This is a genomic window from Actinocrispum wychmicini, from assembly GCF_004345645.1.
GTDB classification, from domain to species: domain Bacteria; phylum Actinomycetota; class Actinomycetes; order Mycobacteriales; family Pseudonocardiaceae; genus Kibdelosporangium; species Kibdelosporangium wychmicini.
In genome coordinates this window covers 414,551-439,537 of record NZ_SLWS01000009.1, presented here as the reverse complement: position 1 = coordinate 439,537, position 24,987 = coordinate 414,551, and the positions used below count along the sequence as shown (strand labels likewise).

General features: G+C 68.3%; 17 protein-coding genes. 6 read left to right on the top strand and 11 right to left on the bottom strand.

The genetic code is table 11. The features are described from left to right. Nucleotides 1–52 precede the first annotated feature (52 nt). Nucleotides 53–4,114: a LamG-like jellyroll fold domain-containing protein gene (locus tag EV192_RS37310; RefSeq protein WP_165960834.1), complete on the bottom strand. Its 4,062-nt coding sequence runs from the start codon at nt 4,112–4,114 to the stop codon at nt 53–55. Nucleotides 4,115–4,229: 115 nt separating this feature from the next. On the opposite strand from EV192_RS37310, the gene EV192_RS37305 reads away from it, so the two are divergent. Continuing rightward, nucleotides 4,230–5,615, top strand: coding sequence for an esterase/lipase family protein (locus EV192_RS37305; RefSeq protein WP_207926489.1), 1,386 nt, complete (start codon nt 4,230–4,232; stop codon nt 5,613–5,615). Continuing rightward, a complete protein-coding gene (locus EV192_RS37300) occupies nt 5,608–9,594 on the top strand; it encodes a WD40 repeat domain-containing protein (protein WP_132123330.1) in 3,987 nt (1,328 codons plus the stop codon). Before EV192_RS37305 ends, EV192_RS37300 begins: the two co-directional genes overlap by 8 nt. On the opposite strand, the gene EV192_RS37295 is transcribed toward EV192_RS37300, so the two are convergent. Together EV192_RS37295 and EV192_RS37290 are read right to left on the bottom strand one after the other, a co-directional pair. Continuing rightward, complete coding sequence (locus EV192_RS37295; RefSeq protein WP_132123329.1) at nt 9,567–10,067, bottom strand: GNAT family N-acetyltransferase; 501 nt, start codon at nt 10,065–10,067, stop codon at nt 9,567–9,569. The genes EV192_RS37300 and EV192_RS37295 overlap by 28 nt on opposite strands. Nucleotides 10,068–10,309: 242 nt before the next feature. Continuing rightward, nucleotides 10,310–11,509, bottom strand: coding sequence for a helix-turn-helix domain-containing protein (locus tag EV192_RS37290; protein ID WP_132123328.1), 1,200 nt, complete (start codon nt 11,507–11,509; stop codon nt 10,310–10,312). Nucleotides 11,510–11,599: 90 nt separating this feature from the next. On the opposite strand from EV192_RS37290, the gene EV192_RS37285 reads away from it, so the two are divergent. Continuing rightward, complete coding sequence (locus EV192_RS37285) at nt 11,600–12,358, top strand: HAD family hydrolase (RefSeq protein WP_132123327.1); 759 nt, start codon at nt 11,600–11,602, stop codon at nt 12,356–12,358. On the opposite strand, the gene EV192_RS37280 is transcribed toward EV192_RS37285, so the two are convergent. After that, nucleotides 12,295–13,077, bottom strand: coding sequence for a hypothetical protein (locus EV192_RS37280; RefSeq protein ID WP_132123326.1), 783 nt, complete (start codon nt 13,075–13,077; stop codon nt 12,295–12,297). The genes EV192_RS37285 and EV192_RS37280 overlap by 64 nt on opposite strands. Before the next feature lie 247 nt (nt 13,078–13,324). On the opposite strand from EV192_RS37280, the gene EV192_RS37275 reads away from it, so the two are divergent. Next, entirely contained in the window at nt 13,325–13,711 is a 387-nt protein-coding gene (locus EV192_RS37275) for a hypothetical protein (protein WP_132123325.1), read from the top strand. Nucleotides 13,712–14,028: 317 nt separating this feature from the next. On the opposite strand, the gene EV192_RS37270 is transcribed toward EV192_RS37275, so the two are convergent. Genes EV192_RS37270 through EV192_RS37245 form a run of 6 tightly spaced genes read right to left on the bottom strand, consistent with a single transcriptional unit; the run spans nt 14,029 to nt 20,943 of the window. Further along, nucleotides 14,029–15,435 carry an aminotransferase-like domain-containing protein gene (locus tag EV192_RS37270; RefSeq protein WP_132123324.1) on the bottom strand — a complete coding sequence of 469 codons (1,407 nt, stop codon included), beginning with the start codon at nt 15,433–15,435 and terminating at the stop codon, nt 14,029–14,031. A gap of 9 nt (nt 15,436–15,444) precedes the next feature. Further along, nucleotides 15,445–15,870, bottom strand: a complete 426-nt coding sequence (locus tag EV192_RS37265) for a PPOX class F420-dependent oxidoreductase (RefSeq protein WP_132123323.1) — start codon at nt 15,868–15,870, stop codon at nt 15,445–15,447. A gap of 34 nt (nt 15,871–15,904) precedes the next feature. Further along, nucleotides 15,905–17,701: a M1 family metallopeptidase gene (locus EV192_RS37260; protein ID WP_165960833.1), complete on the bottom strand. Its 1,797-nt coding sequence runs from the start codon at nt 17,699–17,701 to the stop codon at nt 15,905–15,907. Nucleotides 17,702–17,712: 11 nt separating this feature from the next. Then, nucleotides 17,713–18,924, bottom strand: coding sequence for an aminotransferase-like domain-containing protein (locus tag EV192_RS37255; protein WP_132123321.1), 1,212 nt, complete (start codon nt 18,922–18,924; stop codon nt 17,713–17,715). A 32-nt stretch (nt 18,925–18,956) separates the two neighbouring features. Next, the gene (locus EV192_RS37250; protein WP_132123320.1) at nt 18,957–19,703 is read right to left on the bottom strand and encodes an SDR family NAD(P)-dependent oxidoreductase; all 747 of its coding nucleotides are present in this window, start codon (nt 19,701–19,703) and stop codon (nt 18,957–18,959) included. Then, a complete protein-coding gene (locus tag EV192_RS37245) occupies nt 19,693–20,943 on the bottom strand; it encodes an aminotransferase family protein (RefSeq protein ID WP_243727319.1) in 1,251 nt (416 codons plus the stop codon). The genes EV192_RS37250 and EV192_RS37245 overlap by 11 nt, the downstream gene beginning before the upstream one ends. Before the next feature lie 147 nt (nt 20,944–21,090). Between EV192_RS37245 and EV192_RS37240 the strand changes: the two genes are divergently transcribed. Then, nucleotides 21,091–22,647, top strand: coding sequence for a PucR family transcriptional regulator (locus EV192_RS37240; protein ID WP_132123319.1), 1,557 nt, complete (start codon nt 21,091–21,093; stop codon nt 22,645–22,647). 81 nt (nt 22,648–22,728) lie between these two features. After that, nucleotides 22,729–24,192, top strand: a complete 1,464-nt coding sequence (locus EV192_RS37235) for an NAD-dependent succinate-semialdehyde dehydrogenase (protein WP_132123318.1) — start codon at nt 22,729–22,731, stop codon at nt 24,190–24,192. Here EV192_RS37235 and EV192_RS56335 read toward each other — a convergent pair. Continuing rightward, nucleotides 24,167–24,961: a SigB/SigF/SigG family RNA polymerase sigma factor gene (locus tag EV192_RS56335; protein WP_243727328.1), complete on the bottom strand. Its 795-nt coding sequence runs from the start codon at nt 24,959–24,961 to the stop codon at nt 24,167–24,169. The two genes, EV192_RS37235 and EV192_RS56335, sit on opposite strands and share 26 nt — an antisense overlap. Nucleotides 24,962–24,987 lie beyond the last annotated feature (26 nt).

Genomic DNA, 24,987 nt, shown 5'->3' with positions numbered 1-24,987 from the left:
CCACCAACCCCGGGTTGGTGGGTCTTGAAGACTGGCACGCTGTGTGCGGTTCTCAGGGGATGGGGGTGGTCTGGTCGGTGGCGATCTCGGCGGCGGTCAGTGCCCGGTTGTAGACGCGGACGTCGTCGATGGCTCCGGCGAAGAACTCGCCCCAGACGCCGTTGCCGCCGATCCGCAACGCGCCGGTCGACGCGGCCATGTTGCCCGTGCTCGGGGTGGAGGCGACCTCGGTTCCGTTGACGTAGAAGCGGATCGTGGTGGCGTTGTAGGTCACGGCCAAGTGGGTCCACGTGGTCGCCGGGATCGTGCCGGGTATGGTCGCGGACCGGTCGGTCGAGCCGATCCCGACGTAGCCGGCTGGGTGGCCGGCGGCGTTGTCGCTGTACAGCGCGTAGACCAGGCCGCCGGTGCGTTCCTTCATCAGGACGCTGCGCCAGTTGGGCGTGCCGGCGGCTGGGCGGACCCATGCCTCCACGGTCATGGCCGACGTCAGGTCGAGGTCGTTGGCGTCCGCGATGGTGACCATGTCGCTGGTCCCGTTGAACGACAGCGCCCCGCCTGTGTTCCCGGCGGTCCACGTGGCACCCGCGACGGTGCCGTTGTGGCCACGACCGGTTCGGTCGGTCAACGTCGTGCCGGAGCCCTCGTTGAAGTTGTATGCCGCCACGAGCGAAGACGTGTTGTTGACGGTTACGGTCACGCCCGCTGACGTGGTCGTGTTACCGGCCGCGTCACGTGCGACGGCCGTCAAAGTGTGTGTCCCGTTGGCGACACCCGTGCTGTTCCACGACACCGAGTACGGCGACGTCGTGTCCTCGGAGCCGATGGTCGCACCGTCCACTTTGAACGTCACGCCGCCGATTCCGCCCGTGTCCGAGGCGTTCGCGGACACCGTCACCGGACCGGACACAGTGGACCCGTTGGCGGGCGCGGTCAGTGTGACCGTTGGGGGAGTGGTGTCTCCGGTCACGGACGCTGAAGCCTGCCCGGACGGCGGCGACGTGTTCCCTGAACCGTCCCGTGCCACGACCCGGTAGAAGTACGTGCCCGCAGGCAGACCTGCGTCCGTGTAGGTGGTGCCGGGTGCGGTTCCGACCTTTGTGGACGCGCTGGGGGTGAAGCTGTCCGTGGTGGATCGGTGCACGTCGTAGCCGACTACGCTGACATTGTCGGTCGCCGCAGTCCACGACAGACTGGCCGTGCCGACGCCGCCCGTCGCGGTGAGGTTGGTGGGCGCGGTCGGCGGCACGCCGTCGCCGGCCACCGGGACGTCTTTGTCGGTGGTCACTTCGGCGGCGGACAACGCCCGGCTGTAGATCCGGACGTCGTCCATCTCGCCGGCGAAGTACTCGCCCCAGATGAGGTTTCCGCCCAGCCGCAGCGGCGACGTCGACGACGTGATCGGACCGGTGACCGGCGCCGTGGCGACCTCGGTCCCGTTGACGTACAACCGCATTGTCGTGCCACTGTACGTGACGGCGAGATGCGACCACGTGTTCACTGGCAACGCACTCGGACCTGTAACGCTTTGGTCGTTGCCGCTGACGAAGTAACCCGACGCGGGAGCCGCGTACAACGCGTACGCCAGACCGCCTGGACGTTCCTTGAGTATCGCCGTGCGCCAAATGTTGTTCGCGGTCGGCTTGACCCACGCCTCCAACGTCATCGCGTTGCCCAGCCGCAGGTCGGCCGCGTCCGGGATGGTCACGAGGTTGTCCACGCCGTTGAACGACAACCCGCCGGACGTGTGCCCGGGACTCCACGACGCGCCGGACAATGTGCCCATGTGGCCCTTGCCGGTGCGGTCGAGCACTGTCGACCCGGCGCCGTCGTCGAAGCTGTAGGCGGCCACGAGCGACGGGTCGCCGCCCGCGACTCGCGTGAAGTTGGCGCGGTACGTCCGGTCGGCCGTGTCCACGAAGATGTCGTGCACGCGACTGCCGCCGTCGGACCAGTTCTGGAACTCGTACATGTTCGGCCCAACGGACTGGGTCTGCGGGGTCGACAACGTCAGCCGGGAGCCGACGATGGCCTGCGCGGTGAACGGCGCCGGACCGGCTTTGCCGCTGAGCGTCGCGGTGAGACCAGGCGGGCTCGTCTCCACGGTCAACGTGCTCACCTTGGGGTTGATCCGGCGGCTGGTCGTGGCCGTCGCGCCGGTACTGTCCGTGGCGGTGAGGCGAAGTTCCAGGTACGCCGGGTAGTCGTGGTCCGGCGCGTCGAAACTCCCGCTCGCGACACCGTTGAACGTCGTCAGCTCGTGTTCGTGACAGGCGTTGATGGTCGGGCAGTGGTGCATGATCAGGCTCCACTTCAGCGCGGACGCGGGAAGTGGGCCGTCCTCGGCGTCGGTCGCGGAGCCGCTGAACGTGACCGTGTCACCGACCGCCCACGTCAGCGTCGGCGTCGGCGTGGCGATAGTCGCTGTCGGCGGGGTCGTGCCGGCGAAGATCTGCCTGCCGGCGACGTCGGACTGGCCGCCGGGATCGGTGACCCGAACAGCTGCCGGGTACACCTTGGCCGTCGTGTACGTCTTGCTGACGGTCGGGCCGGTGCCGTCGTTGAAGTTGCCGTCGCCGTCGAGATCCCAGGTGTACGTCAGCGCGGCACCTTCGGGGTCGCTGGACGCGGTGGCGCTGAACGACACCGTGAGCGGCAGGGGACCCTGCGTCGGGGTGGCCGTGATGGACGCGGTCGGCGGCTGGTTGCCGGACGCGTACCGGATCCGGTGGACCTCACCCATCGCGATGTCCACATAGAACACGTCGCCGTTCGGTCCGGTCTTCAGGTCGACCGGGAAGACGTTGGTACGGAAGCCGATTCTCGTCGCCGGGTCGGGAACGCCGTTGCCGCCGGGGAACATCGTCCAGATGCAGCGCCGGCTGTAGTCGGCGAAGAACAGCGCGCCCTTGTACTGTGCGGGATACGCGTCACCGTTGTAGAACGCCGTGCCCGAGATCGACGACCCGACATCGGCGTTGCACCCGTCGCCAGCGACCACAGGGTCGCCGTGGTTGTACGTGAAGTGCGGCGGGACGACCGGCACGGCACCGCTGTAGATCCGGTCGCACATCGTCAGCCCGAAGTTGAAGCCGCCGTTGACCTGGTTGCCCTCCATACAGGGCCAGCCGAAGTTGTCGATCGACCCGTCGGTCGGGTCGGCCACCCGGTCGATCTCCTCCCACGTGCCCCAGCCGACGTCACCCGCCCAGATCTCGCTGGTGCCGGGCCGGAACGCGAACCGGAACGGGTTGCGCAGGCCGGTCGCGATGATCCGGCGGTTGTTCGGGTCCGGGCTGCCGATCATCGGGTTGCCCGGCGCGCCCTGGCCGGTCGCCGGGTCGATCCGGATGATGCTGCCGTCCAGTCCGGTCGGGTCGCCCAGGGTCTGGATGTCCTGGGACCGCAGCGAACCACCCTCGGCGGTCGGCACAGTCTGGTTGCCGCCGACCCCGGCCGGCGGGTCGCCACACGGGTTCTTCGGGTTGCCGGCCTGGCCGTAGTCCGCGAACACATAGCTCGCCCCGTCACCGGCACTGGCGTACAGGTATCCGTCCGGCCCGAACTGCAGGTCGCCCACGGAATGGCTCGGGTACTGCTGGCACCAGTCCTCGATCAGCACCTGCTCGGGACCGCCGCCGGGTTTCGTAGAGTCCAGTTTGGACAGACGGCCGGAGATCACACAGCCGTCGCCGGTCTCGCCCGGTGGGTTGGGGCAGGAGTCGTTGGTCGCGCCCGGTGTGCCCCAACGCGGTGCGGTACCGCCGATCGCCGCGTCATGTGAGTAAAGCACGTACACCGAGGGGTCGGCGGGAAACGTCGGCGCCAACGTCATGCTCATCATGCCGCGGTCGTGCTCGTTGAACACGTTGGTGCGCAGGTCGGCGAACACGGTCGGGGTGGTGTCGCCGAGCCCGTCGAACACCTTGATCAGCCCGCTCTTCTCGGCCACGAACACCCGGCCGTCCGGACTGAAGTCCACCGCCATCGGCTGTTCCAGGTTGGCGAACACCACCTGGTCGGTGAAGCCGGACGGCAACGCCGCCGCGCTCGGCGCGACCGCGACCAACGGCACGAGACAGCAGACTGCGACAACAGCGACCGATCTCCGCATGATCCCCTCCAGAGCGTCCTATGCGCTCCTCGTACGGTTCGCCGGATTTGTTACCGGGAGGTACGAAAACACCGTCAGTGCGGGGTGTTGGCGACCGAAACTAGAGTGTGCGGCTATGAGGGCGGCGGTCTCGCAGGACGCGGTGGTGATTGTTCCTGGAATCATGGGAAGTCGGCTGGTCGAGACCGCCACTGGGCGGGAGTTATGGGGCTTGCGGGATCCGCGGTGGTACGTCAGCGCCTGGAGTTCGGGGGCGGCGATGACGGCGTTACGGTTGACCGAGGACGAGCGTAACGGCCGGGTCGGCCGGGTCACGGCGACGGGTCTGCTGCGGTTCCCGGCGTTCGCCCCGGTGCTGGCGGGCTTCGAGCCGTACACGAAGCTGGTTGACGGTGTTCGGGGGGTGGTGGCCGACTCGGCGGCGATCCTGGAGTTCGGCTACGACTGGCGGCTTCCCGTGGCGGACAACGCCATTCGACTCGCGGAGGCGGCGAACCGGCATCTGGAGCGGTGGCGCGCGAACCCTCGCCACGCTGAGGCCCGCGCGGTTCAGCCCGATGGACGTTCCGCGCAGTTGGTGCTCGTGGCGCACTCCATGGGCGGGCTGCTGGTCCGGGCGCTGTCGTTGATTCCCGGTGCCACGGCGAATGTCCGGGCCAGCGTCACATTGGGGACGCCGTTCGAGGGCGCGGCGAAGGCGGCCGTCATGCTCAACGACGGTCGCGACGCGCCGATCACGTTGCCCCGCCGCCGGTTGCGTGATCTCGCCAGGACGCTACCCGGCGTGCACGACCTGCTGCCCACGTACCGCTGTGTGGACGACGGCGACGACGTAAGGAGACTGGAGCCGTCCGATGTCGAAAGACTGGGCGGCGACTACGACCTCGCAGTGGCATCGCGGGACCGTCACACCGACGCGCCGCTGCCGGGTCATCGGGCGTTGATGGGCGTCGAACAGCCCACTGTGCAGAGCCTGACCCTCAAGGATGGCGTCGTCGAGCCGAGGTATCACACGTTTCGCGTCAACTCCGACGGCACACTGGTCCGCGACGAGTCCGGTGGTCTGGTGCGGGTGGCCGGCAGCGGCGACGGCACCGTGCCGCGTAACTCCGCCGAGCTGGAGACCGCGTCGCCGCTGGCACAACAGCATGGGGCGTTGGCCCGGACCGCGGAAGCCGTCGACTTCGTCCGGGCTGTCATCACCGGACGCGATCCGCACGCGGCCAGACTAGGCGACGGCGACTTCGGCATGGACGTCCCGGACGTGGTCCAACCGGACTGCGCGTGGACGTTGACAGTCACCGGGGTCGACAGCCCGAGGGACGCGGTGTGCAGCGTGGTCGACACGGCGACCGGAGCTGTGGATCAACCGCCGTTGCATCGGCGGTCCGGCGCGATCCAGGCGGCGGTCACGGTGCCCGCGCCGGGCTTGTACCGGGTGAGTGTGGCGGGCGGAGGTGGTTCGCCGGTGACCCAACTGGTGCTGGCCGCCGATGGCTGAGGTGGAGGTCTTCCCGGTCGCGGTCGGCGTGTACGCCCACCATCCCCACCTGGACGTGGATCCGGAGGTCGAGGTGGTCACCGACCTGTTGGCCGACTTCGGCGGGGTCGTGGTCGGCTGGGACACCCCGGCGGCCGAACGCGGTGACGACGCGATCGGCCAACGCCTGCGCCAGTGGTCGAGCTCGGCGCCGGGAGACGCGGTGCTGTACTGGGTCGGTCACGGCGAATCCGACCATCGGGCGGCGTACCTGGCGCACGCGCAGAGCCCGAAACCGATCGGGGCCGAAGGCATCGACCCGCGACGGCTGGCCTATCACGTCGCCCGCCACGAGGACGCCGGCGCGGACCAGTCGTGGACGATCGTGATCGTCGACACGTGCAAGTCGGCCCGGTTCGTCGAGTTGCTCAACGCGGCACTCGACGACCTGCAGAGCGCCCGCCGGCTGCTGCTGATCGGCACGTCCGGCGAGGGATCGACGTCGTTGGGCAGGTTCAGTTTCGCGCTACGGACCGCGTTGGACGACATCTACCGCGCTAACGAGACGGTCGAGCTGTGGGACCTCGGCAAGCAGCTCAAGCGGCTGCTGCCGGGCGCGGCCGTGGTCGCCAAGAACGTGGAGACCGCGACGCTGCGCCGGCGGACGCCGTTGCCCGCCGGCTTCACCGCGACGGTCGACGTGGTCGCCGAGATCGAGGCCGTCCTCGCGGCCCTGTCCGACGACGAGATCCGGCACTTCGTCCCGAAGGCCCAAGGCGCCGAACTCGGTGAGATCTCCTGGTACTTCGAAGGACGCGAGACCGAGCGCCGCCGGATCGTCACGTGGCTGCGCGACCGCCGCGACGGACTGCTTGTGGTGACTGGGAAAGCCGGTTCCGGCAAGTCCGCGTTGCTGGGGAATGTGTTGGTGTACAGCCAGTATCGGGTTCGCGACGCGCTCGTCCGGCACGGCCTGATTCAGTCGCTCGACGACGACCAACAGCCGCCGGACGGCGTGTTCGACGCCGCACTGCACCTGACCGGCCTGGCCACCCCCGACATCGTCCATCGGCTGGCGGTCGCGTTCGACCTCGGCACCCCGCCCGACGTCGGTCACGCGGACTGGCTGTGTGAGCGGATGACCGCGGCGACCATCTTGATGGACGCCCTGGACGAGGCGGTCGACCCGCTCACCATCGCCCGCTCCATCATCCGCCCCCTGGCGGCGATCCCGTCCGTTCGCGTCGTGGTCGGCACCCGCCGCTCGACCGCGGAAGGGCCTGACCGGCCTGACCCGGTCGACCAGGACCTGCTGGACGCTCTCGGCACGGCCGACGTGCTCAGCGTCGAGCGGGACGAGGAGGCGCTGATCAGGTACGTCCGCAACCGGTTGACCGCCGCGGAACATCGGCTCGGCGTCGACCGGACTGTCATCGAGGCCGTGAGCTGGGAGGTTGGCGTCAACGGGAAGGAGTTCCTGTTCGCCCGGCTGGCCGTGCACGAACTGTTGGCCGAGGGCACACTGCTGACGCTCGACACCGCCCGACCCCTGTTGCTCGGCGGCGATCACCGTTCGTTGTTCGCCAAGGCGGTGGACCGGCTGGCCGCCGCGAATCCCGCCTACCGGCCCTTGCTGTCCGCACTCGCGTTCAGCCAGGGCCGCGGCCTGCCCATCCGGGACGGCGTCTGGACCAGTGTCGCCCTGTCGCTCACCCCGGACATCCCCGTCACCGACGCCACCATCGCGGCGCTGGTGAAAGCCGGGGCGCCGTACCTGATGCTCGACACCGAACACGGTCAGACCGTCTATCGGTTGGCCCACCGCACCTTCCAGGAACATCTCACCAGCGACAGCAACCGAGCCGCCGAAGCCCACAACCAGATCACTCGCGGCCTGGTCGCCGCGGCCGAACAGACTGACGGCCTGAACCCGTACCTCCAGACCTATCTCTCGGCACACGCCGGTGCAGGCGGCCGCGACGCGTGGCGTTGTCTCGGCGAACACCCCATGGTCATCGACCGGCTCGACCCCAAGGCCGTCGCCGCCGACGCGATGCGCACCGCCTTCGCGCGCTTCCCGTTGCCGCCCGAGATCGGCGCCGTCATCGGCGCCGGCCACCAGCTCGCCACGGCCGCGCCCGCTGACCGGGCAGGACTGCGACAGCTCGCCATGGCCCGGCACGCCGCGATCGCGCGTCCCGCCGACCGTCCACACGAGAATCGGCACCTGCCGTGGTCGGTGCACTGGGCGGACTTCGTCCAGCGGCCACCGCACCGCACCCTGACCGGCCACACCAACCCCGTCACCGGCATCGTGGTGCTTCCCGACCGGAAAAGAACGCTGCTCGCCGCGATGGCCGGCGACGGAACGATCCGAACGTGGGATCCGATCACCGGCGACCAAGTCGGACCCGTGATCGTCGCGGCACAGGCAACGAGCCCCACGTCGCTCGCGGGTTTCGCGATCGCAGGGCGACCCGTGTTCGCGATCGGCGGATCCAACGGCACCGTACGGATCCGCAACGCCGTCACTGGTTCGGACGCGGCGCCGACCATCACCGCGGGTACTGGCGCCATCTGTGCTCTTGCCGCCTTCGTCGACCGCACCAGACGGACCGTACTCGCGACTGGTTGTGCCGACGGCACAGTACGGATCTGGCATCCGCTGACTGGTCGCGAGGCCGGGCCGGCACTGTTCGCGTCCTGTCAGATATCCGCGCTCGCGACATACATCGGCCGCGTTGGCCGGCCGCTGCTGGCAGCCGGTGGCGTCGACGGCACGGTACGGATCTGGGACCCGGCGACCGGTAGCCGGGTCGGTCCAGCGCTCGGCGGACGCGCCGGTTGGGCCGAGGTGGTCATCGCCCTGGCGGACGCCGACGGACGGCCACTGCTCGCCACGAGCGGGCTTGACCACGTCGTTCGCGTCTGGGATCCGGCCGCCGGGAAACGGGTCGGCCGCGATCTGAACGACGCCTACGGTATGACACCCCCGGTCGAGGCGCGGGCTGTCGTGGCACTCCGCAGATCCGACGGGCGTCCTCTGCTCGCCATCCGCAGTGTGGCTGGGCAGTTGTGGATCTGGGATCCGGTCACCAGCAGACCGGTTGGTTCGGCCATGGGCGATCAGAGCGACGCCCAGGGTGTCATCGCGGAGTTCACCGGCGCCAGCGGACAGGCGTTGCTGGCGACCGGCGACAGTGACGGCGCTGTACGGATCTGGGATCCCCTGCCCAGTACCAGTACGCGTTCGGACTGGATCGAACGCATCGGCACGGTACGGGCGACCGCCGCCTTCACCGGTATCGACGGACAGCCACTACTCGCCGTCGCCAACCTCCGGGGAATACGCGTCATCGACCCCACCTACGGCGCCATGACGAGCCCGTTCATCAGCACCCGGACCGCCACGCAGGCCATCGCCCCGTTCGCCGGCACTGATCAACGTCGGATGCTCGCCATCGTCGGCAGCGACAACAGCGTGCGAATCGTCTCGCCGACACGCAGGAGCCGCACTGAGCGAATCCTCAACAAAAGCCTCATGGCGGGGATAAAAGCGATCGCGCCATTCTCCGGCTCCGGTCGCCGGTCGTTACTCGCCACGATCGAGGACGATATCCTGCGAATCGTCGACCCCTGGAAGGAATCGCCCGTCGTCAATATCACCGGCCAGCCGCTCATGGCCACCACGGACCCGAACAGTGACGCTGTCCACATCGTCGACCTGGACACGGGACTTTCCCGAGAATGCGGCTTCGTCGCCGCGCGACTGGCCGCCGTGGTTATGAACACGGCTGGACACCCGCTGCTCGCCACTGCCGACGGCGACGACATCCTGCGGATCAGCGACCCGGACACCGGCTGGCTGTTGTGCTCGTTTCCGCTGGGGGCGGTCATCAATTCGCTGACCGGGATCGCCGGCGTAGGGCTCGCCGTCGGTACCAACGACGGCATCGCCATCCTCAGATTCGGTCAGCTCGGAATCTCGGCGTTCGAGTAGTACGCCTTGTCGAAGGGAAAGTCTCCGGCGATCCATTGCTGCAGTCCCTGGTACAGCTTCACGTAGTAGCCTTGGTCGTACGCCGGGGGAGTGACCCACCAACTCACGTCGACATCGTACTTGATCAGGTCGTCGTCCAACTCGCCGCGCCGGCCCATCGGATACAGATAGCAGCAGCCGAGATAACGATTGTTTACATCGTACACAGCATATGCGAACGAATAGCCTTCGCGGAATTCGAGCTCGTGCCAGACCAGGTATGCGTAGTTGTCCTCCTCGGTGGTCGGTTCGGACGGCCAGTCGCCGCCTCGGGTCCGTCGGATGATCTCCAGGCTGGCGTTGATGCCTTTCACGTCCTCCTGGAGGTCCTTCCGGGTGATCGCCCTGGCGCGGATGTCCTCGTACGCGAGTTCCGTCGGCGCGACATACCCCTCGGGCAGGTCGAAGAATTTGACGATACGCCGGTAGTCCACAGTGCCCTCCTCGCCGCGCTGGACAAGCCACCGTGAACCTACCAGAGGCTTTCGAGCGGCGCGAGCATCTTCCAGTTCTTGACATGGGGGATGCACCGTTTGACGGCCGATCGTATTGACGAGATTGTCCTGTTGTTTGCGTTATTACCAGTCTCATTTGGCTCGCACAACACCATGTGCTTTTACGTGTCGTTTCTGCGCACAATCCTTACGTGCCTGTACAGGGAACTCTGCCTTCTGCCTCACACCGGCATGCCGACCCTGGCCGCCAGTCGCGCCGCCTCAGCCGCCACCGCCCGGCGGCCACCGTGCATGACGGCCCTGACGGCATTGCGAGCGCTCGGCCGGTACCTCATGTCTTCGGGCGCGGCCCGTTCAGCGGCATGGAGCACCACCAGTGCACTGGCGAAGTCGCGGCGTTGCTGGTAGCCCTTGGCCTGGTCAAGGAGGAACGCCACCCGCCGCTCAATCGAGAGCGAACGGTCATGATCTACCTGTTCGGCCAGTCGCAACCCTTCGGTGGCATGGCCGGTTTCCACCGCCAAGGCCACCCGGTACATGTCCAGATTGGTCGGCCCGAAGACCGTCCAGAACGTATTGCGCTCACCGGTCCGGGCCGCCAACGGCTCGGCCTGGCGCAACCGGTCGTGCGCCGTCCACGCCCTGCCCTGCCGGGCCGCCGCCACGGCTGCGATGAGCAGGAGCGCACCGGACAACGCCACCGCGTCCAAGTCGCCCCGCTCCACCTCCGGTCGCAGGGCCTCAATCGCGTGCGCGGTAACGGCTTCGGCTCCGTGCGCCTGACCATCGGCCAAGAGTACTTGCGTCAGGTTCCAGCGGGCCGCCGCCAGCCGCAGCGGGTCGTCAGCGTGCTCGGCCGCTCGCACGGCTCGGTCGGCCGCCAGGAGCGACAGGTCAATGCGGCCGATGCGTTTGGCCACCGTGCGCACCAGGCCATGCAAGTCGGCCGCGTAGCGGTAGGCGGTGCGTCGGTCATCGGGCGACGCGCCACGAACGGCCAGTTCGGTGTCGGTGATGAGCACCGGCAGTTGCACGCTGAGCTTCGAGTAACGCTGCGGTGAGGTTTGCCAGATCTGCCAAGCACTTGCGATGTGGCTACGCAGCTCGGACAAGGACGGTGGCTCGTAGGGCGCGGGCAGCGGACCAGTCAACGCGCTGTAGACAGCGTCGCCCGTCGCGGCTTTCGCTTGTGGCGCAGGCGATTTGATCTCGCGGCCGAGTAGTTGACCGACCGGCACCCCGAGCGCCGTCGCCAATTGCGCCAGAACCGAGATGGTGGGCATCTTGCGGCCGGTTTCGATCTGGTACAGGTAGTCGGGCGAGACAGCGGCCAGTCCTGCTACGACTACCTTGGACTGACGGGCGGCGGTCCGGTAGAACCGCACCCGCTCCCCGATCTGCCGGGCTAGCTGCTCGTCCACGTTGCTCAGGCCGCCTTGCCTTGGGGCCGTGACCTCGCCTGATGCTACGCGCAGCCACCAGCCCTGCGACCGAGTGTCAAACTGGCGGGCATGGCTTCATTGCTGGTCCCGCACGTGCTCGCGCTGTTCGACCTTGACCACACCTTGATCGAGACACGCGGTGTCGGTCGCGAGATGTACGAGCGGGTCTTTCCGGCCGTGACTGGCACCTCGTTTCGCAAGCTCGCCACGGTGTCCGGTCGAACTGAGCTGGACATCATCCGCGAGACGCTGGACTTGCACGGGCTGGAACCGACCGACGCGACCATCCGCCAATTGGCCTCCGCGCTGGTCGCAGGCTATGCGGCCGCCCGCGACGAACTGCGTGCGCGGGGCCGGGCCTTGCCCGGAGCCAAGGAGACACTGGTGACGCTGGCGGCCGATCCCGCGATTCACCAAGGCGTGCTGACCGGCAACCTGCGGGAGGTGGCCCGGATCAAGCTCCAGGTCTTCGGACTTGCCGAGTACCTGGACCTTGAGACCAGTGCCTACGGCGACGACCACCGTGAGCGGTACGAACTGGTGGCGATCGCTCAACGGCGGGCGGCCGAGCGAACCGGCTTGACGTTCGACAACGAGCATACGGTTCTGATCGGTGATACCCCGAAGGACGTAGAGGCCGCACTGGCGGCGGGCGTACGTGTAATAGGAGTGGCCACTGGCAAATTCAGCGTGGCGGAGTTGCGGGAGGCGGGCGCGACGGCGGTGGTGCCCAATCTCAACAATGTGGCGCAGCTTGTGTCGCCTTACCTGCCACCAAGCAACGACTCAAAGAATTCATCAAGCAACCGCTCGCCGCGTTCGCCCTGAAGCTCATATCCGCCAAACCGATACACCTCGTTGCCAGCCAGTCTGAGTCTACGATCTTCCGAGACCATCTCGGCGTACAGCCGAGGTGATGCCACGCTTTCGCTATCCGCGTAATGCTGCTTGCCATCGACCTCGATGACCACGCGCTTGCAGTATGCTCGAAACAGCAGCCGCTCGGGCTCGCTGGCCAGCGACTCAAACAAGCGCTTATACAGTCCGCGGCCGATGTCCTCTGGCAATGCGTTGGTCATACCAGGCGCGGTAGCCCACCATTCGACGAGATCGCGCCACTCTAGCCCTTGGGGTGAGAGCGTGCGGTCATAGACGAGGCAGTACTCGGCGTTCTCGACGATCTCAATCACGTTGTTAATCGCGTCCCGCATGACAATGCGAGGCTTGGGGCCGTTCGACGCAAAGATGATGTTCTTTAGCTCGCCATCAACGCCGGTCGCGCCAGAGCCGACCAGCAGTGCCTCTAGCTCCTCATCGCCGTACTCGTCCGCCGCCCGAGCTGCGATGGACCGCAACTGATCCATGGAGTGGCCCAAGAGTCGTGACTTTACATAGGCGTACTTGCTCCGAAACGGGTCGGCATCCTCCTTCGCAGCATCGAGCCCCAAGGAAGTGCAGACTTTGTCAACGTCGTACGCCTTAACTCGGTCGGCGATGAGGACAGCAATTTCATGCCGCAAGCGGTCTGCGGACAATCGTTGGCTCACGTATGTACTCCCTTCGTAGCCAATGATCGCAGCTTGACCCGTGAGACTCCAACAGGCACGGTCACCCGAGCCGTCAGACAACCCGAGCTGACAGCTCGGGTTACTGCCAAGTAGCCGCCTTAGCGTCGCATCTGGCACCTGGGGCCGGTGCGACTTTCTCCCGAGTCAAACTGAGCACGTCCCAGACACGGGACACAACGCCGGTCCTGGGTGCCGTCCACGGTGAGACGGCGACATCAGGAGGGACATGCGCATGCAGCACGCAGACCAGTCATCTTGGGGAAACGAGCCCTGTCCGGCTTGGTGCGACGGCGATCACCCGAGCTGGCCTGACCACATGGGGGCTGGCTGGATGTGTTTCGTCCGTCTGTCCACCGAAGACCCGGTACTTGATGGCCAGACGGACGGTGGCCCCGCCTACCAGCCCAAGGAGCTGGAGATCTACGTCCAGCAAGGCATGCGGGAGGTCGGCCCGCGCGTGGCAATCGGCCAGCGGCCAACGGGGGAACCAAAGATCAACTTGTTGCCGGACGAGGCCCGTCATCTTGGTGAGGGGCTCATTCGGCTGGCGGCCATGGCGGACGACGACCGTCAGCTGGTCAAGTGCGAACCGTGTGACAAGCACGAAGCGTAGGTGAGGGCGCGGGGTTTGCGCTTGAGGAGCACACCCCTGACGAAGGAGGCGAACAGTGGCCGCCAGGCATCTCGCCCTGACCTGGGTGCCCCTGACCAGGGATCTATACCGAACGACGGTCCGTGGCGTCGACTGGTTGCTGGAAGCGACACCGAAAGCCTCCCGGCCTTGGGTGCTCTACACGCAACGGGAACACCGTGGCCGCCCCGTCCGTGACAAGGTTCAGGAGATTGGTGCCCAGACGCTGGATGACGCTCGGCATGCCGCCGAACTGTGGTTCAGCCTGGGAAAGTTCTGTGGCGGTACTGGTTGAGGGCCTAGACGACGACGTCCAGGGCCGGGCGGTCGAGACCGCTGGCTGACGAGTGGTTCGCCCAGGCGCGGGCCAGCCGGTCGACCGCTTCCCGGATCCGGTCCGGACTGTCTACGTAGGACATCCGCAGGTGGTCGGCGAAACTGCTGTCGGGGGAGGTGCGGGCTCCCGGCAATACCCGGACGCCACACCGCAGGGCGACTCGGGCGAAACGTGCGGCGTCCGTCCCGTGGGGCAGGCGCACCCACAGGAATGGGCCGCCCGCCGGTCGGGTCCACGACCAGGACGGCAGCTGAGCGCGGAGCAGGTCGGCAGTGAGGTCGAGCCGCTCGACCAGACGTGCGCGCTGGGTCGCGGCGACTTGTGGGACGGTCGGCAGCAGGCGGAGGGCGAGCAGCTGGCTCACGTGGGACGAGCCGAGGTCGGCGGTGGCCTTGAGCCGGGCCAGCCGGTTCAGCAGCTGCTCGGGCGCCCGGATCCAGCCGACCCGCAGCCCGGCCCAGAACAGCTTGCTCAGCGAGCCGACCGTGATGATGGTGGCGTCGTCCGGGGCGCCGAGGGGCGCGTACGGTCGCTCGTCGAACGTCAACTCGGCCAGGGTGGTGTCGTCCACCACGGGTGTCCCGGTCGACGCCGCCAAGCGCGTGATCTCACGCCTGCGCGCCGCGCTCATCGTTGTCCCGGTGGGGTTCTGGCACGTGCTCATCAGGTAGACGAGCCGCACCGAGTCGAGTGCCTCGCGCAGCGCCCGCACCCGGATCCCTTCGGCGTCGCAGGGGAGCCCGAGCAGGGTCGCACCGGCGGTCCTGGCGGCGTCGAGGGCGCCGGCGTAGGTCGGGTTCTCGGTCGCGATGACGCCCCGGCCCTGGCCGAACAGGGCGAACAGCAGCTGGATGGCCTGCTGGGCGCCGGTGGTGACGAGCACCTCGGCGGTCGTGGTCGGCAGCCCGGCCCGGGTGTACCGGGCGGCGATGGCCTCCCGCAGCGCCGGCAGGCCGAGCGGCTCGTACTCGAAGTCCACGGCCAGCCGGCGCATCTCGTCCGCGCCGAGGTGGAGCGCGTTGTCGGGTAGTACGTCCAGGCCGGGCAGCAGGGACCCGGCGAGGTCGACGGTGTCCGGGGGCATCGCCTCGGGCAGTTTGGCCGTCGGCCCGACCTGGACCGCCGGGCCGACCAGACGACCCGAGGTGGCCACCCGGGTCCCGCTGCCGCGAGTGCTCTCCAGCAGCCCCTCCGCGCGCAGCAGCCGGTACGCCGCGATCGTGGTAGTCCGGCTGACGTCCAGGTCGCGGGCCAGATCCCGGTCCGACGGCAGCCGCTCGCCCGCGCCGAACTCGCCCTGGCGGATCGCCTCACGCAGCCCGTCGGCGACCCGCACGTACAGCGGACCTGGTGTCGAGGGGACGTCCATGGCGGCTGGTCACGACCGGGCCCATGGACCGACGCCGCCGATCCGTTCGACCGAGTACCGCACGATGTAGCCAGGACCCTGCGGCGCCGGGAACTCCGCGTCGGGCGCCATGTAGATCTTGGCCAGCCGGTTGAGCAGGTGCCACGCGTCGTCGCTCGGCTGCACGGTGGCATGCGCCCGCAGCGTCACGTACTCGTTCAGGAAGACGCCGGGCACGCGCGGCGCGTCGAACGACAACACCACCCGGGGGTCCCGTTCGATGTTGCGTACCTTCTGTGACCGGCTCATGTGGCCGCTGACCAGGTCGTCGCCGTCCAACCCGATCCAGATGACGGTCACCTGTGGCGTCCCGTCGGCGTTGACCGTGCTCAGATGGACCATGGGACCGGACGTGATCAAGTCCCGCAACTCCGGCCGCGACAGCGAAGCGCTCATGACTCGATCATCCCTGGTCCGGTCCCACGGCTGGTCATCGGGTGGCTGTGCACCCACCCTGGTAGAAGTCCGGGCTGTCCAGGCCAGGACCGGTGATCTGCGGCCGGTTCGGGTCGCCGCCGGCCGGATACGCGGTGTCCCACCACTGCGTGAAGAAGTCGGCCAGCCGCGCCGTGCAGGCCGGGCTCGGGTTCGGCAGGTAACGCTGGAAAGCGTCCTCCAGTTGTGGTTCGGTCAGGGTTCCGCCGTTGTACGTTTGCTGGATGTACTGCAGGGCGGCGACGAACCTGTCCGCGCCGAGGATCTGCCGTAGCGCGATGTAGGAGCCACCGGGCCGTTCGTAGCTGGCGTCGTCCTCCAGGAGGTTGTACGCCGGGGGCTTCGAAGGCGCCTGCGTCCAGAACGTCCCCATGCTGCTGTACGTGTCCTTGAACTGGTCGACCAGGCTCTGCTGGAACGCCGCCCGCCCGGCCGCGGTGCCCGGCCCGCCGGCCGCGTCCTGTGCCTTCCGCGCGGCCATCAGGTACTCGCCGAGGGATGCCAGGCCTTCCTTGAAGAAAGCCATGGTGTAGCTGGCCTCGGAGACGTTGTCACCCCACCACTGGTGCATGGTCTCGTGATAGAGCGTCTGTTCGTCCACCTTGCCGTTGGTGAAGACGATCATCGTCTGCATTTCCTCGACACTGTCCGGGGTGCTGGGAATGCCGGCGACCACACCGTCGGACGGGTACGGATACGGGCCGCTGTACTGGCTCAGGAACGCGGTGATGTCCGCGTGCTTGTCCATCACCGCCTTGTTCTTCTTCTGTTGCGTGGTGGTGATGTGCGTGTCCTGCGCCTGGTAGTACTTGATTCCGGCGGTGGTGCGCTCGTCGAACGAGTAGTCGCCGATGATGCTGACCACCAGGTAGCTGGCGATCGGCATGTCCGCGTGCCAGTGCCAGGTCACCGAGCCGTTCGGGAAGTCCGCGTCCGCCGGGTTCGTGGTCTTGCCGGCCAGTTGTCCGTTGGCCAGCGCGGTCTTACCGGTCGCGGCCGTGGAGTAGAAGTCGTACGTCGGTTTGACACTGGGATGGTTGTTCAACGGCATCCAGTTCTCGGTGCCCACCGGCTCGGTGGTCATCGAGTTGCCGCCGGTTGTCTTGAACCACCCCTCCGCGGAGCCGTCCGCGCCGTAGTGCAGGCCAGGTGTGCCGGTGTAGTTGACCGTCACAGTGAACGTGTCCCCGTTGGCGACCGGCGCGCTCGGCGTGATCACCAGTTTGTTCGCCGGGCAGGCCGTGCCGTTCAGCGAATCGCGCTGGGACGCGTTGGCCGAGGTGAGTTCCGGCGAACACGCCGGCGGCAACGGGTTGTGGTTGGGCCCGCCGACCGGATTGGCCTGGGACACCTGGTGTGCGCGCGGATCCGGGTCGTTCTGGCCGTTCGGGTCGCCCGGATAGGTGGGCTGGACGAAGGCGAAAGTGGCCGGTTGCCCGTTCACCGTGACGGAGCCGACGGTGAGGTTGGAGCCGTTCGGCTTGCCGCCCGAGTTGGCTTGGAAGTCCAGGCTGAAGTCGGTGAGGCACTGGGTCGCCCGGCTGGTCAACGTGACGTGGTTGCCGGGCAGGAACTTGTTGTTGTTCGCGTCGTAACGCAGGCTGACATCGGTGTGGACGCTCGTGTAGCCGCCGTTACCGGTCTCCGGGTACACGGTGTCGCCGGAGTGCGACAGGGTGTGCGCCCCGGACGAACAGTCCGCGTTCCGCTGGCTGGACGCGGCCGAAACCGCTGTGATGGTGCCGATTCCGAGTGTCGCGGCGACCGCGACCACGGTTACTTTTCTTTTCACGAACCAACTCCTCAATGGACACTATGAACAGCACGTGCCAACCGTTGCACGCCTTCAAGACTGCGTGCCGGATCAGTGGAGGCGAAGCACAACCGCAGCGAGTTGCCGAACGCGCCTGACGCGGACAAGGCCCGTCCGGGAATGAACGCCACCCCTTCGGCCAGCGCCACGTCGAACAGCGCGCTGGTGTCCACCTCGTCCGGCAGGGTCAGCCACAGGAAGAAGCCGCCGTCCGGATCGGTGAACCGCGCGAACGGCAGGTGTTGGCGCAGGGCGTCCTGCATGGCCTCCTTGCGCCGCCGGTATTCCGGGCGCAGGCCAACCAGGTGGTCGGCCAGGTGGCCGCCGGCGAGGAACTCCGCGACGAGCAGCTGGGCGGGCAGGTTCGTGCACGTGTCCATGGCCTGCTTGGCGTTGATCATCCGCCGGATCACCCGGGGATCGGCGTCCACCCAGCCGACCCGCAGCCCGGGGGCGAGGATCTTGGAGAACGTGCGCACCGACACCACCAGCGGGTTGCCGGCCCCCAGTTCGCGCAGGCTGGGCAGGTCGTCCCCGCTGAACCGCAGCCAGCCGTACGGGTCGTCGTCGATGACGACCGATCCCCACCGGCCGGCCAGTTCCAGCAGCAGTCGCCGGCGTGGCAGGGAAAGCGTTGTACCGGAAGGGTTTTGGAAGTTCGGGATGGTGTAGATCACCCGCGGCGGCCCGAAGCGTTCGACCAGTTCGGGCAACTCCTCCACGCGCATGCCGTCCTCGTCCACCGGGACTTCCAGCACCCGCGCGCCGTACGACAGCACGGTGGCGGTGCCGTTGGTGTACGTGGGTGCCTCCACCGCGACCAGGTCACCGGGATTGATGAACAACTTGCTGGCCAGGTCAAGGCCCTGCATACCGCCGCTGGTCACCAGCAACCGGTCCGATGTGGTCGATTCCGGCGTCGCGGCCAGGACGTCCAGCAACGCCGTGCGCAGGGCTGGATCGCCTTCCGTCGCCGCGTAGTCGAACGACGCCGCGCCGTACTCGCGCAGCGCTTTCCCGCTCAGCTCGTCGAGCAGCTCGGTCGGGATCGCCTCCGCCGCCGGGCTGCCCATCGCGAACCGCACGATGTCGTGCTTCTGCTGCTGCAGCAACGCGGTGCTGGAGTCGATCACCGAGCCGACCAGGCTCGAGCATCGCTCCGCCCACGGCAGGGCGACGGTGTCAACCGCTGGAGTGCCCACGGCACACTCTCCTGTCAGATCCGGAAACTGGCTTACTGAGCGGTGTAACCACCGTCGAGTGGCAACGAGGCGCCGGTGATGTACGCGGCGTCGTCGGAGGCGAGGTAGCTGACCGCGGCGGCGATGTCCTCGGGACTGGCCAGGCGGCCGAGTGGGATCCGGGCCAGCACGTCCCGCTCGGCCGCGGCCGGGTCGGGCAGCCGGTCCAGCCAGGCCTGGTACAGCGGGGTCCGGGTCATGCCGGGGGCCACCGCGTTCACCCGGATGTGGTACGGCGCCAGTTCGACGGCCGCGGCCCGGGTGAGGGCGAGCACGGCACCCTTGGACGCGCTGTAGACACCCATCGTGGGCACCCCGACGGACGCGAGCCGTGAGGTGATGTTGACGATCGAACCGCCGGTCCCCATCATCCTGCGGCCCGCCGCCTGCATCAGCCGCAGGGTGGCGAAAGTGTTGACCTCAAAGGTTTCCCGCACCTCGGTCGTCGGCGTGCTGACCAGGTCGCCGGTGTGGTCGACGGCGGCGTTGTTCACCAGCACGTCGATCCGGCCGTACGCCGCGACGCAGGACGCCACCAGTTCGTCCGCCGCGTCCTCACGCAGCAGGTCGGCGGCATGGAAGCGGGACCCGGGCAGCCGCCTGGCGAGTTGCGTGCCGTGTGTGGCGGAACGCCCGGTCAGCAGGACCTGTGCGCCCTCTTCGGCGAGACGGCTGGCGATGGCCGTGCCTATTCCGGAGGTCGCGCCGGTGACGAGCGCGACTTTGCCGTCAAGCCGCATGGTCCCGGCCCAGTTCGGTCAGCTCCTCGGCGAGGACGGCGGCGAACTTGCGCAACTCCGTCTCGGTGATCACGAACGGCGGCGAGATCTGGATGGAATGCCCGACCAGGCCGCGCAGCAGCATGCCGCGCTCCCGCAGCCGAGCCACCAACGTGTCCGTTTGCTCAGGCTGCGCCAGTTGCACCGCGCCGAGCAGGCCGACGTGCCGGACCTCCCGTACGGCCGGCAGGCCACGCAAGGAGTCCAGTTCGGCCGCCAGCACCGGGGTGAGCCGCCGCACCTGCGCCGCCAGGTCCTCGTGCTCAAGGATGTCCAGATTGGACAGTGCGGCGGCGCAGGCGGCGGCGTGCCCGGAGTACGTGTAGCCGTGCCGGAACATGCCGGCGCCGGCCGACCACAGCTCGTCCCGTACCCGAGGCCCGACCAGCACGGCACCCAACGGCAGGTAGCCCGAGGTGAGGCCCTTGGCCGTGGTGACCAGGTCCGGCCGGATCTCGAACAGGTCGCTGGCGAACCAGGAGCCGAGCCGGCCGTAGCCGGTGACGACCTCGTCGGCGATGAGCAGCGTGTCGTACTCGTCGCACAGTGCGCGGACCTGTTTCCAGTAGCCCTCCACAGGCGGGTAAACGCCGCCCGCGGCGATCACCGGTTCGCCGATCACGGCGGCGATCTTTGTGCCGTGCTGGGCGAACACTGCGGCCAGCGCGGTGTGGTCGTCGTGCGGCACGTGCAGGACGTCCGGCATGATCTGGCCCCAACCGGCCGCGTTGCCCGGGATCCCGGCCAGCGCGGTGCCGAAGCCGTGCATGCCGTGGTACGCGTTGGTGCGCGCGACTATCACCGTACGTTCGGTGTGTCCGCGTAGTTGCCAGTACCGGCGCGCCATCTTCGCCGCGGTGTCCACTGAGTCGGAACCACCGCTGGTGAAGAACACCGCCGCGTCCTCGATCGGCGCGATCGCGGCGAGCCGGTCGGCGAGGGCCAGCGCCGGTTCGTTCGCGTAGCGGTCGAAAATCGAGTACGCGGCGAGGGAACGCAGCTGTGCGGCGGCGGCGTCGGCGATCTCGGCGCGGCCATGGCCCACGTTGGCGAACCACAGGCCGGCGGTGACATCGAGATAGCGACGACCGACGTCGTCCCACAGCCAACAGCCCTCACCCCGGGCCAGCACCAGTTCGTGACCGGGTATCCGGGACATGTCGGCGAAGGGGTGCCACAGCCGTTGAGCCTTGTCCGCCACAGTATGAACTCCGTTTCCACGTCGGTTTCCGGATTGTTCCCAGAATCCCGGCCCGGGTGACACTGGCAACGTGGTGCAAGTCCGGCCCGGCGCGTACCCCAGGTTGTGCGACGATCGTCTTGGTCCAAGATGGTCTAGCCTGAGTCGGTGCGGAACGGTCAGCGTGGCATCGACATGGCCTGGTGCCGGACGCTGCCCGAACTGGCCAGCGCGACCCTGCACACCGGAGCCGACCAGCTGCACCGTCCGATTCGGTGGGTCGCGGTGATCGAGTGGCCGGTGGAGCACTTCGTCAGCACCGGCGATCTGGTGTTGACCACCGGGGTCGGCTGCGACGAGGCCCAGCTGGTGCGGTTCGTCGGCCAGCTCGCCGAGGCCGGCGCGGCGGCGGTCTGCTTCAGCACCGGACCGGGCGCACCGCACCAGAACGTGCCCACGGCCGTGGTCGCGGCGGCGGCCGAAGTCGCCATGCCGCTGCTGGAGCTGCCCTGGTCGATCCGGTTCTCGGACGTGTCCCGCGCGATCATCCAGTCGCTGTTCACCCGGGATCAGGGCGTCAACCAGGCGTTGCTCAGCGCGACCGGGGTGGCCGGTGTCGCCGATGCGCTGGAGGTCGTGCTCGGCGGGCCTGTGCTGGTCCTGGATCTCACGCTGGGCCTGCTCGGCGCCGGCCCGGCGGGGACGGACTGGGGGGCCAGTCCGGACCGCTTGACGCGGCTGCGGGACTGCCTGACCGGTGTCGACGCGCTGACCGCCCAGCTGGACGCGGACCACCGGCTGGTCGCGGCGCCGGCGACGGTGCGCGCGGACATCCTGGCCTGGGTGGTGGCCATCCTCCCGACCGCGGACGACCCGGCGGCCGCCGAACTCGCGGTGGCGCACGCGGGCACCGCGGTGGCGATCGAGCTGCTCCGGGACATCGCCGCCGACGAGGCCGAGTGGCGGGCTCGCAGCGACTTCCTGTGGACGGTGGCGGCCGGTGGCATCACGTCCGAACACGAGCTGGCCGCCCGTGCCGCCCTGCTCGGCCTGCCGCTGAGCCTGGGCCTGAACGTGGGGGTCGGCCTGCTGGAGATTCAGGACGCGGCCACCGCTCCGTCGGTCCGGGACGTGGCCTTGCGCCTGCGTCGCCGGCTCGTCGCCGCGGGCGGTCTGGTCGCTTGGCGAGGTAACGAACTGCTGGTCGGCGCACGGGCCGCTGGCGTCGACTTCGCGATGGTGGTCGAGGAGGCGGCGAGCGTCGCGGCCCCGGCGACGCTGTCGTGGGGGCTCGCCACGGGCAGCTACACCCTGAGCACCCTCGCGGACGCGGTGGTCCAGGCCAGGACCGCGCGCGCGGTCACCCGCGCGCTGCACGGTCCCGGTGCCGCCGGCCGTACCGACGAGCTCGGCGCGTTCATGCTGCTGCATTCCCTTGCCACCGACCAAGTGGCCGCGCGGCTCGCCGGCGAAGTGTTGTCGCCGCTGGAAACGGCCGACAAGGACCACAACTCGGATCTGCTCGGTACCCTCGAAGTGTTCCTCGCCGAGAACGGGAACATCTCCTCGGCGGCCCGGCGGCTGTTCCTCAACCGGCATTCGCTGATCTACCGGCTGCGCAAGATCACCGACCTGACCGACCGGGATCTCGGCTCGCACGAGGACCGGCTGTTGCTGGACATCAGCCTGCGGCTGAGACGGCTGCGCGCCGAGGTCGACCGGTGACCAGTGTGTTGGCCGAACGGGCCGGGATTCCCCACATGTCGTCGCTGGTGACGGTCCGGGCGGTGACTCGACACTGGGCCGATGACCGATGACTTGATCGCCGCCATCCCGACCGGACTGCTGATCGACGGCGAGTGGCGTCCTGCCGTGAGCGGTCGCCATCTCGGCGTCGAGGATCCGGCCACCGGCAAAACGCTCGCCCAAGTCGCCGACGCGGGCGCCGAGGACGTCGACGCGGCCCTGGCGGCGGCGGTCGACGCGCAGGCCGACTGGGCGGCGACGACCCCCCGGTTCCGGGCGGAACTGTTGCGCAGCGCCTACGACGCGGTCGTCGCCAACCGGGAGAAGTTCGCCACCGTGATCTCCCGCGAGATGGGCAAGCCGCTGGCCGAGGCCCGGACCGAGGTCGACTACGGCGCCGACTTCCTGCGCTGGTTCGGTGAGGAGACGACCCGCGTCGGCGGCCGCTACCAGGCCGCACCCGACGGCAACGGGCGGATCCTGACCACGGCCGCTCCAGTGGGTCCGTGTCTGCTGATCACGCCGTGGAACTTCCCACTGGCCATGCTGACCCGGAAAGTCGCGCCGGCCATCGCCGCCGGCTGCACCATGGTCGTCAAACCGGCGTCGTTGACGCCGCTCACCGCGCTCCTGCTCGCCGAAGTCCTGAATGGTCTCGGTCTGCCGCGGGGCGTGCTGAACGTGATCACCAGTTCGTCGGCCAGCACAGTGTCGCAACGGCTGATGCACGATCGGCGGCTGCGCAAGGTGTCCTTCACCGGATCCACCCCGGTCGGCCGGACCCTGCTGCGCCTCGCGTCGGACAACATCGTGCGCTCGTCCATGGAACTCGGTGGCAACGCGCCGTTCCTGGTCTTCGCCGACGCCGACCTGGACCGCGCGGTCGACGGCGCGGTAGTGGCGAAGATGCGTAACAACGGTCAGTCCTGTGTGGCCGCCAACCGCTTCTACGTACACCGCAGCATCGCCGTGGAGTTCACCGACCGCCTGGTCACCCGGCTCGAGGCCCTTCGGTTCGGCCCCGGCACCGAACCGGTGGACGCCGGCCCACTGGCCGACGAGGCCCAGCGGGACACAGTGCACACCCTGGTACGGGCCGCCGTGGCCGGTGGCGCCGCGCTACGCACCGGCGGCGAACCCGACACCGGCCCCGGCTACTTCTACCCACCCACCGTGCTGACCTCGGTCCCGCCCGACTCCCCGGTGCTGCACAACGAGATCTTCGGCCCGGTGGCGCCCGTGGTCCCGTTCGACACCGAGGACGAAGCGGTCTCGCTCGCCAACGAGTCCGAGTTCGGCCTGGCCGCTTACCTGTTCACCGAGAACCTGGACCGGGCGCTGCGGCTGGTCGACCGGCTGCAGGTCGGCATGGTCGGCGTCAACCAGGGCGTGGTGTCCAACGCGGCGGCCCCGTTCGGCGGGGTGAAGGCGTCCGGTCTGGGCCGCGAGGGCGGTAGCGAAGGCATCCGGGAGTACCTGGACGTCCGTTACGCGGCCATCAGTTCGCCGCTTGGTCGTCCATGATGGTGTGCCGCAGCTTCTGCAGGCTGGCGGCCAGCAACCGGGAGACGTGCATCTGGGAGATGCCGACGCGTTGGGCGATCTGGCTCTGGGTCATGTCGCCGAAGAACCGCATGGCCACAATGGACGCCTCGCGCTTGGGCAGCGCGGCCAGGGCCGGGTAGAGGGCCTCCCGGTTCTCCACCAGGTCCAGCCGCTTGTCGGTGTGCCCCATGGTGGCACCGGTGTGCTGGGTTTCCTCGTCGGCGCTCGTGTCCAATGAGGACGTATGGTAGGCGAAGCTGACCTGGAGTCCTTCGTGGACATCCTCGATCGGGACGTTGAGCCGCTTGGCGATCTCCCGGGGACGGGGAGCACGGCCCAGTTCCTGGGACAGCTGCCCGGCGCAGGCGGTGATCGCCGCGTTCAACTCCTTGAGCCGCCGCGGTACCCGGATCGCCCACGTGGCGTCCCGGAAGTAACGGCGCACCTCGCCGGTGATGGTCGGCACCGCGAAGGACAGGAAGTCGCTGCCCCGGCCGGGATCGAACCGGTCGACCGCGTGGATCAGCCCGACCTTGGCGACCTGTGCGAGGTCGTCCACCGGCTGGCCGCGGTTGCGGAACTTCCGGGCGATGTGCTCGGCGACCGGAAGATGCTCGACCACCAACCTGTTGCGGATGGTGACCCGGCGTGCCTCCGGCACACTGTCGTCGGCTAGTTGGTGGAACAGGGGTCTGAACTCGCCGTACTCGTCGAGCCGTTCCTTTTCCTGCACTGGCAATGGGATCACACCCTCGGTGCGGATGCTCGGGTTCG